We start from the raw sequence: 11,966 nt of genomic DNA, 5'->3' as shown, positions 1-11,966 counted from the left end.
ATGAAAAGAACATGCTTATTCTTAGGCTGCGTCCTGCTGCTCGCAGGATTTGCCCAAGCCGCTGAAAAACCGGTGATCCGCATCGGCGCCCGGGTGTTCACCGAACAAACCCTGCTCGCGGAAATCACCTCCCAGTACCTGCGCACCAAGGGTTACGACACCCAGGTGACTGGCGGTCTGGGCAGCAACCTCGCTCGCAGCGCCCACGAAAGTGGCCAACTGGACCTGATGTGGGAATACACCGGCGTGTCGCTGGTGGCCTACAACCACGTCACCGAAAAACTCGACAGCGCTCAGTCCTACGCCAAGGTGAAAGAACTCGACGCGAAAAAAGGCCTCGTCTGGCTGACCCCGTCGAAGTTCAGCAACACCTACGCCCTGGCCCTGCCGGAAAAAACCGCGAAGGCCTACCCGCAGATCAACACCATCAGCGAGCTGAACACGGTGATGCAGGCTGAGGCGAAGACTAATCACCTGGTCGCGCTGGACACCGAGTTCGCCAACCGCTCCGACGGTCTGGACGGCATGGTCGACCTCTACAGCATGAACCTGACGCGCAAAAACATCCGCCAGATGGATGCAGGCCTGGTCTACACCGCCCTGCGCAATGGCCAGGTGTTTGCCGGTCTGGTCTACACCACCGACGGTCGCTTGAACGCCTTCAAGTTGAAACTGCTTGAAGACGACAAGCACTACTTCCCGGACTACACCGCCGCGCCGGTGGTGCGTCAGGTTTACCTCGATGCCCACCCGCAACTGGCGCAAGAGATCAAACCGCTGGCCGAGCTGTTCGATGACGAAACCATGCGCCAGCTCAACGCGCGGGTCGATGTCGATCACGAAAGCCCTTCATCCGTTGCTGCCGATTTCCTGCGCCAGCACCCCATCAACTAAGGAGGAAAAGTCATGGAATTTCTCAACGCCTTTTCCCATCTCGACTGGCCGCTGGTGCTGCACCTGACCTGGCAACACATCACCTTGGTCGGCATCGCCGTGACCCTGGCGATTCTGGTCGGCGTGCCGCTGGGCATTCTGATGACACGTTTCCCGACGCTCGCCGGCCCCTTGCAAGCCAGCGCCACGGTGCTGCTGACCGTGCCGTCGATTGCACTGTTCGGCCTGCTGCTGCCGTTCTACTCCAAATTCGGCCAGGGCCTGGGCCCGATGCCTGCGATCACGGCAGTGTTTCTGTACTCGTTGCTGCCGATCATGCGTAACACCTACCTCGCCCTGACTGGCGTCGAACCGGGCATTCGCGAAGCCGCACGCGGCATCGGCATGACCTTCGGCCAGCGCCTGCGCATGGTCGAACTGCCCATCGCCGTGCCGGTGATCCTCGCCGGCGTGCGCACCGCCGTGGTCATGAACATCGGTGTCATGACCATCGCCGCGACCATCGGCGCCGGTGGCCTCGGCGTCCTCATTCTCGCCTCCATCAGCCGCAGCGACATGTCGATGCTGATCGTCGGCGCCGTGCTGGTCAGCCTGCTGGCCATCTTCGCCGACCTGCTTCTGCAATGGCTGCAACGCACGCTGACTCCAAAAGGACTGCTCAAATGATCGAACTTCAAAACCTCAGCAAGACTTTCCAAAGCAACGGCAAAGATGTGAAAGCCGTGGACTCGGTCAGCCTGACCGTCAATGAAGGCGAAATCTGTGTGTTCCTCGGGCCATCGGGCTGCGGCAAAAGCACCACGCTGAAAATGATCAACCGCCTGATCAAGCCAACTTCGGGCAAAATCCTGATCAACGGCGAAGACACCACCGGCCTCGACGAAGTGACCCTGCGCCGCAACATCGGTTACGTGATCCAGCAGATCGGCCTGTTCCCGAACATGACCATCGAAGAAAACATCACCATCGTTCCGCGCCTGCTGGGCTGGGACAAACAGAAGTGCCACGACCGCGCCCGCGAGTTGATGAGCATGATCAAGCTTGAGCCCAAGCAGTATTTGAATCGTTATCCGCGCGAATTGTCCGGTGGTCAGCAGCAACGGATCGGCGTGATTCGCGCACTGGCGGCGGATGCACCGTTGCTGTTGATGGATGAACCGTTCGGCGCGGTCGACCCGATCAACCGCGAGATGATCCAGAACGAGTTCTTCGAGATGCAACGGGCGCTGAACAAGACCGTGATCATGGTCAGCCACGACATCGACGAAGCGATCAAGCTCGGCGACAAGATTGCAATCTTCCGCGCCGGCAAGCTGTTGCAGATCGATCACCCGGACACGCTGCTGGCGCACCCGGCGGACGACTTTGTCAGCAACTTCGTCGGCCAGGACAGCACGCTCAAGCGTCTGCTGCTGGTGAAGGCCGAAGACGCGGCGGACAACGCACCGTCCGTCAGCCCGGAGACGCCGGTGACTGAAGCCCTGGAGTTGATGGATGAACATGACCGTCGTTATGTCGTGGTCACGGACGGTGAGAACAAGGCGCTCGGTTATGTACGACGTCGCGACCTGCACCGTCAGACCGGGGCTTGCACGCAGTACCTGCGTGAGTTCAATGCCACGGCGGCGTACGACGAGCATTTGCGCATCCTGTTGTCGCGGATGTACGAGTTCAACCGTTCGTGGTTGCCGGTGATGGATGCCGAGCGGGTGTTTTTGGGTGAAGTGACGCAGGAGTCGATTGCGGCCTATCTGAGTTCAGGACGCTCACGGGGCATGAAAACCAATATCGTGTCGCCGGCCGAGGCAGTCGCCTGACAGCCGGAATCGCTGGGTAAAAATGCAAAAACTGTGGGAGCGAGCCTGCTCGCGATAGCGCATGGTCAGCCAACGACGATGTTGAATTTGAAATTGCCATCGCGAGCAGGCTCGCTCCCACAAAAATCGCACAGCCTGTGACCGGAAAAAAATATCAACACCTGCCTCGGCAAGCGGCCTCTAAAAAGGTCCGCCGAAACAGTCAAAAAATCGCTCAACCGAGCTTTTCGCAGCTATCGTCGCCGATGTTGACGCCATCGCAGTTGTCTTTGAGTTGGCAGACATAAGCGTCGAACGTGCAGGTATTTTTAACACTTCAGATTTCCTCGGGAACATCGGCCTGTCATCTGTGTCGAGTACAAGGAGAGCTGGCGGCAACGTGCGTCAGACAAGTGCAAAAACGCGACATTTTTTGTTGATCTCAAGCCCCTCACGCCCTAAAGTTCGCGCCGAACGTCCATGCTGGAAACGATCCATCCGGCTCAAGTACTGACGACGAGACAGCAAGGCCAAGGGAAAGCACCGCTTCCCATGGCCTTTTTGCTTTCGGCGACATGCCTTGGGAAGTAGGCGAACCAAAGTGGGGATACGGAGGACGTTCATTTGCACCCATTGATAATTTCAGTTTGCCAGTAGGAGTTCCCAGCATGTCGATCAACGTCGAAGACTATTTCGCGCGCGATACCTTTCAGAAAATGAAGGCATTCGCCGACAAACAAGAAACCCCGTTCGTGGTTATCGACACCGCGATGATCAGCCAGGCCTATGACGACCTGCGCGCCGGTTTCGAATTCGCCAAGGTCTACTACGCCGTCAAGGCCAACCCGGCCGTCGAAATCATCGACCTGCTCAAAGAGAAAGGCTCGAACTTCGACATCGCCTCGATCTACGAGCTCGATAAAGTGATGAACCAGGGCGTTGGCCCGGATCGCATCAGCTACGGCAACACCATCAAGAAATCCAAGGACATCCGCTACTTCTACGAGAAGGGCGTGCGTCTGTATGCCACCGACTCCGAAGCCGACCTGCGCAACATCGCCAAGGCTGCACCGGGTTCGAAAGTCTATGTGCGCATCCTCACCGAAGGCTCGACCACCGCAGACTGGCCTTTGTCGCGCAAATTCGGCTGCCAGACCGACATGGCCATGGACCTGCTGATCCTCGCTCGTGACCTGGGCCTGGTGCCTTACGGCATCTCGTTCCACGTCGGCTCGCAACAGCGCGACATCAGCGTCTGGGACGCAGCGATCGCCAAGGTCAAAGTGATCTTCGAACGCCTGAAAGAAGAAGACGGCATTCACCTGAAGCTGATCAACATGGGCGGCGGCTTCCCGGCCAACTACATTACCCGCACCAACAGCCTGGAAACCTACGCTGAAGAAATCATCCGCTTCCTCAAGGAAGATTTCGGCGACGATCTGCCGGAAATCATCCTGGAACCGGGCCGTTCGTTGATCGCCAACGCCGGCATCCTGGTCAGTGAAGTGGTGTTGGTTGCACGCAAATCCCGCACCGCCGTCGAGCGCTGGGTGTACACGGATGTGGGCAAGTTCTCCGGCCTGATCGAAACCATGGACGAAGCCATCAAGTTCCCGATCTGGACCGAAAAGAAAGGCGAAGTGGAAGAAGTGGTTATCGCCGGCCCGACCTGCGACAGCGCCGACATCATGTACGAAAACTACAAGTACGGTTTGCCGCTGAACCTGGCGATCGGTGATCGTTTGTACTGGTTGTCGACCGGTGCGTACACCACCAGCTACAGCGCCGTCGAGTTCAATGGCTTCCCGCCGCTGAAATCGTTCTACGTGTAATACGGCTTGTTGTAACTACAAAAGGTCCATGACATGTCATGGACCTTTTTTTATGCCCGGGACCAGTACCGAATTTGTTCAGCCATCGACTTGACCTCTCTCAGCACATGCCCGACCTGCGCCAGAGCGCAGTTCAATTGCGAGAGTTTAATAGTCGACCTGACGTTACGTAATTCAAGCTCTGCTACCGTCAGAAAGTGCTGCATTGCATAGAGGAAGTCGCTCAGATTGTGAATCGCCGAGCAGGCGTCTGTCTTGATCGCGAACAGTTCACGCAGATGCTCGTTCGCCCGGGCCTGACGCGCCTGTGCAGAATCGCCTGGACTGGCAGTGCCACTCAGCCCGGGCAGGCCTGATCCGCCGTCCACGTACCAGGCTTCAAGTCGGGAATAGCGCGAGTGGCACTCACAGGATTTCAAGGTCAATGAGCGGAAAAACCGCTCAAACACGTTCTGGATATCATTGTTCAATTCCTGCGGCACAGCCTTGAAGTCCAACAGTGCAGACTTGGTACGACCCAGGCGCAGAGAAAGCTCGAAAGCCAGGTCAGCGACATCCCTGGGAGGAAACCAGATCCACCACTGCGATCGGGACAGGCTGAATAATTTGTAGTTCACGGAGCTGATACTGAAAGAGCGGCCTTGCTTGTGCGACAGTTTGGCCAGTATTCGGCACTCCACGGTAAACACCCCGATGTGGTGCAAGCTCTCATCACACACCTTACCCAGCGCCGAAATATCAGCCTCAAGCCGTTCCAGATAACCGGTGCTGAATGAAGCCAGCACTTTAAGACGCTCGGCGTCAGGTCCTGTCGTCGGCACATGTCCCTGACGCTGCAAGTTGTCTGAATGGCTTTTCAGTTGATCCAGCGTGGCGGGAAGTACGCGGAGGAAATCGAAGTATTTTTTCAACGCAACGAAATGCGTCTTCGCAAGCAAAAATTCATACATGGCAAATAACCTGATGACACTGACGAAGGCCAGCGTGGGAAACCGTCACCGATCAATATCCGGCAAGGGGAGCGATGCTCAATGCCCCCCTGCCATCAGTGAATGCTGGCGTTACGGCAGTGAAACCGGCGTCAGAAAACCAATGAACTGGTTCGTTTCTTTTATGGCCCTGGCACTGCGCGCTGCGACATCACCCGCCGTGTTGCCCTCCATGACCGTCAGGAATTGATTGAATGCAGCAACAGCCGGCTTGTACTCGCCCACATAACGCTGACGTTGGTCCTCCAGCGAATGAATCAAGTGGATAAACTCGATCTTGCCCACCGACTGATCGATATCCCGGTCTTTGAGCGCAATCTTGCGGCCAAGCTCATTGACCTTTTCTTGAAGCTTGTTGCTTTCATGAATCATGTTGATGAACGTGATGCCTGCATTGATATCGACCATGGTTTTCTTCAACTCATCGATCGCAAACATCACGATCTGAGCTTGCGGCGGCGCCATGCCCAGTTCTTTGAGCTTATCGATGGTCAACGCAATGTCTTTGCCGATTTTCTCGATGCCGGCTTTTTCGATAGCGCTGATTGCTTCGGACAAAACCTTGAGCTCACGTTGTAGCGTGGCCTGAGTCTCGCTCAACGCTTGTTTGGACTCCCTGGCGTCGATTTGGTCCTTTTCCAGGCCCGCGATGTAGCCCAATGTGGCGCGTCGGTCATACCCGTCGCTGATGTTGGCCAGGCGAATACTCACTTTGCTCGCCTCGCTACGCGTGATGGCGAGCATTTTTTTCAATGCCGCAATGAGATCCTCTTCAATCTCGTCGAACTCCTCGGAACCCTCCACGGCACCGGTCAGTTCCTTTTCAAGCGCCACTAACTTACGGACCTTGGACTCCAGGTCCATCTTGCTGTTGAGGCTCGATTCACGCAGATCCCGGGCTGCGGCACCGACATCGCCGAGCAACCTTTGAAAACGATCGAATACACCCGGCAAATAATTGAGCCTAATAAAAAGGGCTTCGGCCGCGACAGCATCGTCACGCATCGCGTGATGGCTGTCCTTCAGAACCTGAAGATTCGGCTCCGGGTAGTTCTGACTGATGGAAAAAGTTGTCATTCTGGGTACCGCCCTTCCTTGGTCCTGGTTGTATTCCTGATCCGCTTCCTTGAACACTTCGATCAAGAGGTCCGCATCATTGTGGATTTGCACCCAAGGGCCGACGACCTCTCGGAATGACGTCATGAAGCGCCTCAAACTCAGCGCATCGGTGATACCCAACATGGCGGTCGACGATTCATCGACGTACCGATGCATCACATTCCAGACGTGTATGAGATTCTGCGTGGCCAGATCAGCATCAATGGCGATGACTGTCAGGTTTTGCAGATCCTGCTCGACACGTTTCAACGAACCGAGGGTCTGGTTCATGTTTCTCAGGACTTCAATGTCTTTGTCCTGCGCCGCGTTCAGCTCCTTGCGTACGGCTCGTACCGCCTCCGCTTCGACACCGTAGTAAATAGCCATACCCAAGCCGAAAAGATTCAACCCGGCTGCAGAGCCCAGCGCCTTGTCGACCAACGCCTGGTATTGGGTATTCTTTTCCAGAATCTCTTCGGCACGACGGGCAATAACTTCATCGAGTTTCTTGACTTCCGCTGGATAGGAATTGGTTTGAATCAATGCCACTCGCAACTTGATACCTGGAAGCACTTTTTCACGCAGGTCATAACCAAACTTGTCCAGATCGGTTTTTATACCCCGGACACTCACCAGATTGGATGCAACTCTGTCGAATATTTTACCCAGGTAAAACTTCATGTCCGGAATCGTATCCGCATCAAGTTCTATACCGGGAAATTTATCGCCCAGCTCAAGTTGCAACTTTTTCAGTTGCTCCACTGTTTTGACATTATATTGTTCAAGCAATGGACCGGACTTCAGATCGAGGTAGACCTCTTCCATGTCTTCACCGTAGCGCTGCATGCTTGCGCCAAACAGCTTCAGTTCGGTCCCGGTGATCATGATGCGTTCGCGCAGCGGTGACCAGCGCCTGGCGTGATCACGAGTCTCGGCAAACGTCTTCAGGAAGTCGGCGGCCCTGAGTCCGTCACCGCCATCCTGGCCCGCACCGAAGCGCAGATAGTCGGTGACATCCTTCAATGTATAAGGAAGGGCCAAGCCTGCAGCTTCGTACCTGCGCAGATCAATGATCTGTTTTTTGGTCAGTAACAAACCGGCTTCACGCGTCACATTGTCCGCATCCGCGTTGGACGCATCGGACAGGATCTTTGGAACTTCGGTTGCAAACTCGGTAATCTTCTCGTAGTTCACCCCCCGTAAAGAGTTCTCCCACAATGTGTCATTGCTCATAACTACTCCATTAACTATAGGCATGAATATATTTAAATAATTTAAAGCAGATCGTAACAGCGCACTGTCAAATCCAATTTAACTGCGCCGAACAAAAGACTAATCCACTTATAAAAGTGCTGTCAAAGAAACCCTGAGGGGCATATATAAGAAAAGAATACAAACCTGCAAAACAACCCACTTCATGTTTATATGAAGCGTCTTTCAGGCTCGACCGAACAGTGTTTGTTCGTGATGGGCATACTCATCAGCCAAACACTTGAGCGCAGGGTCGGACGCTTCGCGCAAGCGTTGGACACTGACCCGCAGGAACCGCTGATTGCCGTTGACCATCGCCTGGCGCAACCAGGCCATTCCTTCGTCAAGCCTGCCCTGCTCCACCAAAACCGCGCCATGACTGAACTGCCCACGAAAATCCCCGGCATCGGCCGAACGTCGATACCACTCGCGTGCGCCTTGCAGATCCGCGGGGCAAATCCGTCCTTCCTCCAGGTAACGCCCAAGCAGGTTCATCGACTTCGCATGGCCCAGCTCCGCAGCGCGGCGATAAAAACTCAGCGCTTGCGGCTGATCCTCGGTCCCCCCGCGCCCGGTCGCCAGCAGGTTGGCGTAGTTGTACATCGCCCAATCCAGTCCGGCTTCAGCGCCGATGCGATAATGCTGCGCTGCAACTGAAGCATCTGCCGCACAACCCCAGCCATGTTCGTGACAGCGACCGAGCATGTTGCGCGCCATCAGGTGCCCGCGCTGAGCGGCTATCTCGAACCAGCGCAGCGCCAGCGGTTGATCCAGCGCGATGCCCTGTCCGTCCAGCAGAATCTGGCCGAGCAAGGCTTGCGCATCGAGCACGCCTTCGCGGGCAGCGATCAGGATTGCCTGAGCAGCACGCGCAGGACTTTCCTCAAGCATGGCTTTGAGGTGATCGCCGTCGAGCACTTCCTCGCGGCGCAGTTGAAAACTCATACCTCGACCCAGCGACGCAACAGGTTGTGATACGTGCCGGTCAGGCGGATCAGTGAAGGGTGGTCGGGCATGTCCTGCGTCAGTTGCTGGATCGCACCGTCCATCTCGAACAGCAAGGCGCGCTGGCTGTCTTCGCGGACCAGGCTTTGGGTCCAGAAGAATGAGGCGAACCGTGTACCACGGGTGACGGCATTGACCTTGTGCAGGCTGGTGCCGGGGTACAAGACCATGTCGCCGGCCGGCAACTTCACGCGCTGGGTGCCGTAGGTGTCCTGGATTTCCAGTTCGCCGCCGTCGTAGTCCTCCGGCTCACTGAAGAACAGGGTCGACGACAAATCCGTGCGCACGCGCTCGATGCTGCCTTTGGGCTGGCGTACGGCGTTGTCGATATGAAAATCGAAACTGCCGCCCGCTGTGTAACAGTTCAGCAACGGAGGAAAGACCTTGTGCGGTAACGCCGCCGACATGAACTGCGGATTTTTCCACAACCGTTCCAGCATCGCCGCGCCGACTTCCTTGGCCAGTGGATGACCTTCCGGCAGTTGCAGGTTGTGTTTGGCCTTGGCCGACTGGTAGCCGGCGGTGATCTTGCCGTCGGCCCAATCTGCCTGTTCCAGAGCCTCGCGGATGCGCTGCACTTCTTCTTTAGTGAACAAGCCGGGAATGTGCAGCAGCATGAGGACCACCTGAAGACAAAGGGGCGTCAATGGTATTGATTCTTATTGACGCTGTAAAACCCCCATGACGAATGAAACAGCAAAAACCGTAAGGGTAAATTGTAAAGAATGTAAATTCAGTGCGAATAGAAACGTTTCGCAATTGATACATAGACGCGTCTACCCTATATTCCGCGGCCTCAAATCCTTGGGGAGGGGAATTCACATGTCACGCCAACAACCACAATTACCTGTCAATTCACCGCGTTTGCTCGCTTCTGCGATTGGCGTGGCAATCACCGCCGGCTCTGCGGGGCATATGGTTTTCGCGGCTGAAAAGACCGAAAAAGCGCCGAACAATGCGATTTCCCTGGACGCCACTGCCATCACCGGCGAAACACAGGACGATACCTCCTACAAGACCGATACCTCGGCCAACAAGAAATACACCGCACCGCTGCGTGAAACACCGAAAAGTGTCACCGTGATTCCGCAGCAGGTGATCCGCGACACAGGCGCTACCAGCCTGGTCGACGCCTTGCGTACGACACCCGGCATCACCTTCGGTGCTGGCGAAGGCGGTAACCCGGCGGGCGACCGTCCGATCATTCGTGGCTTCAGCGCTGAAAGCGACACGTTCGTCGACGGCATGCGCGACCCGGCGTCCCAGAGCCGCGAAATCTTCAACGTTGAATCGATCGAAGTCAGCAAAGGGCCGGGGTCGGCCTACACCGGCGCCGGCTCCACCGGTGGCAGCCTGAACCTGGTGAGCAAGACCGCCAAACTGGGCAGTTTCTACAATGGCGGCTTCACCTGGGGCTCGGATCAGACCAAGCGCACCACACTTGACCTGAACCAGCAGATGACCGACACCTCGGCCTTGCGCCTGAACCTGATGAAACACGAAGCCAATGTCGCCGGCCGTGACACCGTGGACGTCAGCCGCTGGGGTGTCGCGCCGACGTTCGCCTTCGGCCTGGGCACCGATACCCGCATGACCCTCGGTTACTACCACGTTGAAACCGACGACATGCCGGACTACGGCATTCCGCTGACCCTGAACCCGGCCCGCAGCAAGTACAACGTCGACAAACCGGTGCATGTCGACCGCGACAATTTCTACGGCATCACCAGCCGCGACTTTCGCGAAACCACCAATGACAGCGGCACCTTCAAGATCGAACACGATCTGAATGAAGACCTGACCGTGTCCAACAGCTTCCGCATGTCCCGTTCGACGCTGGACTACATCGTCACCAACCCGGACGACAGCAAGGGCAACGTCGCCAAGGGCAATGTGTACCGTGGCGCCAAGAGCCGTAATTCGACGTCCAGCGGCTGGATCAACCAGACCGACCTGAGCGCCAAGTTCGACACTGGCACCATCGCACACAGCCTGGTCACCGGTATTGAGTTCTCTTATCAAGACACCCACAACCGCCCTTACATCCTGACTTCGGCCGCCAGCGGCACGACGTGCAACACTGCACTCTTCCGCTCCGGCGACTGCACCAGCCTGTACAACCCGACGCCCGGGGATACCTGGAACGGCAAGATCACCGACAGCGCCGCGTTCACCGACACCGACACCAAAACCGCTGCGGCCTACGTGTTCGACACGCTGAAGTTCAACGATCAATGGTCCCTGAACCTGGGCCTGCGTTATGACAACTACCAGGTCGAATCCAGCGGCCACGCCAACGCTAGCAGCACAGCGCCGGCGAACGACTTCTCCCGCGAGAACACCAGCGACCTGCTCAACTACCAGATCGGCGTGGTCTACAACCCGTTGCCTAACGGCAGCATCTACGCGGCCTACTCCACCTCCAGCAACCCGTCCGGTGAAACCAGCGGCAACGGTGGCCTGGATCTGGCGGCGAACAACACCGATCTGGACCCGGAAAAGAACCGCAACTACGAGATCGGCACCAAGTGGGACTTCTTCGGTGACGACCTGTCGCTGACCGCTGCACTGTTCCGCACCGAGAAAACCAACGCACGTATGAACGATCCGGATGGTGCCACCTCGCAAGTGCTGGATGGCGAGCAAACCGTCAACGGCCTCGAGCTGACGTACACCGGTAAGCTGACCCGCAACTGGAGAGTCTTCGGCGGCTACACCTACATGGAAAGCGAAGTGGTCAAAACCACCCTCGCCGCCGATGAAGGCAATCACATGCCGAGCACCCCGCGGAACAACTTCACCCTGTGGTCGACTTACGACGTGGTGCCGGACAAGCTTACCGTGGGTGCGGGTGCCACTTTTGTTGACTCGCAGTTCGGCAACATCGCCAACTCGGTGGAGATCCCGTCCTACTGGCGTTACGACGCGATGGCCAGCTACCGTCTGACCAAAAACGTCGACCTGCAACTCAACGTGCAGAACCTGACCGACAAGCGTTACTTCGACCAGATACTGCAGAACCACTACGCCCACGTAGCGGCCGGCCGTACCGCCCTGCTGAGCGCCAACTTCCACTTTTGACCACACCACAACCCTGTAGG

General features: G+C 56.7%; 9 protein-coding genes. 5 read left to right on the top strand and 4 right to left on the bottom strand.

Annotated elements, in window-relative coordinates:
- The 4 genes from KGA82_RS13160 to KGA82_RS13145 all read left to right on the top strand — a co-directional run bounded on the left by KGA82_RS13160 (nucleotide 1) and on the right by KGA82_RS13145 (nucleotide 4,522).
- Nucleotides 1-894 (top strand): glycine betaine ABC transporter substrate-binding protein, encoded by an 894-nt coding sequence (locus KGA82_RS13160; RefSeq protein ID WP_223450653.1) that lies wholly within the window; start codon nucleotides 1-3, stop codon nucleotides 892-894.
- 12 nt (nucleotides 895-906) lie between these two features.
- Nucleotides 907-1,560, top strand: coding sequence for an ABC transporter permease (locus tag KGA82_RS13155; RefSeq protein WP_007942812.1), 654 nt, complete (start codon nucleotides 907-909; stop codon nucleotides 1,558-1,560).
- Nucleotides 1,557-2,711, top strand: a complete 1,155-nt coding sequence (locus tag KGA82_RS13150; RefSeq protein WP_223450651.1) for a betaine/proline/choline family ABC transporter ATP-binding protein — start codon at nucleotides 1,557-1,559, stop codon at nucleotides 2,709-2,711. Before KGA82_RS13155 ends, KGA82_RS13150 begins: the two co-directional genes overlap by 4 nt.
- Nucleotides 2,712-3,358: 647 nt before the next feature.
- Entirely contained in the window at nucleotides 3,359-4,522 is a 1,164-nt protein-coding gene (locus KGA82_RS13145) for a type III PLP-dependent enzyme (RefSeq protein ID WP_008024420.1), read from the top strand.
- Nucleotides 4,523-4,572: 50 nt separating this feature from the next.
- Here KGA82_RS13145 and KGA82_RS13140 read toward each other — a convergent pair whose 3' ends face one another.
- The 4 genes from KGA82_RS13140 to KGA82_RS13125 form a co-directional block, all read right to left on the bottom strand.
- Nucleotides 4,573-5,472 carry a hypothetical protein gene (locus KGA82_RS13140; RefSeq protein ID WP_223450649.1) on the bottom strand — a complete coding sequence of 300 codons (900 nt, stop codon included), beginning with the start codon at nucleotides 5,470-5,472 and terminating at the stop codon, nucleotides 4,573-4,575.
- A 111-nt stretch (nucleotides 5,473-5,583) separates the two neighbouring features.
- A complete protein-coding gene (locus KGA82_RS13135; protein ID WP_223450647.1) occupies nucleotides 5,584-7,842 on the bottom strand; it encodes an alpha-xenorhabdolysin family binary toxin subunit A in 2,259 nt (752 codons plus the stop codon).
- Between the two features lie 204 nt (nucleotides 7,843-8,046).
- On the bottom strand, nucleotides 8,047-8,805 hold the full coding sequence (locus KGA82_RS13130; RefSeq protein WP_223450640.1) for a tetratricopeptide repeat protein: 759 nt from the start codon (nucleotides 8,803-8,805) through the stop codon (nucleotides 8,047-8,049).
- On the bottom strand, nucleotides 8,802-9,482 hold the full coding sequence (locus KGA82_RS13125; protein ID WP_008036255.1) for a Fe2+-dependent dioxygenase: 681 nt from the start codon (nucleotides 9,480-9,482) through the stop codon (nucleotides 8,802-8,804). Before KGA82_RS13125 ends, KGA82_RS13130 begins: the two co-directional genes overlap by 4 nt.
- Nucleotides 9,483-9,687: 205 nt before the next feature.
- On the opposite strand from KGA82_RS13125, the gene KGA82_RS13120 reads away from it, so the two are divergent.
- Entirely contained in the window at nucleotides 9,688-11,946 is a 2,259-nt protein-coding gene (locus tag KGA82_RS13120) for a TonB-dependent receptor (protein ID WP_223450638.1), read from the top strand.
- Nucleotides 11,947-11,966 lie beyond the last annotated feature (20 nt).

The organism is Pseudomonas sp. BF-RE-22 (genome assembly GCF_019956155.1).
GTDB classification, from domain to species: Bacteria; Pseudomonadota; Gammaproteobacteria; order Pseudomonadales; family Pseudomonadaceae; genus Aquipseudomonas; species Aquipseudomonas migulae.
This window is presented reverse-complemented; position numbering and strand designations above follow the sequence as displayed.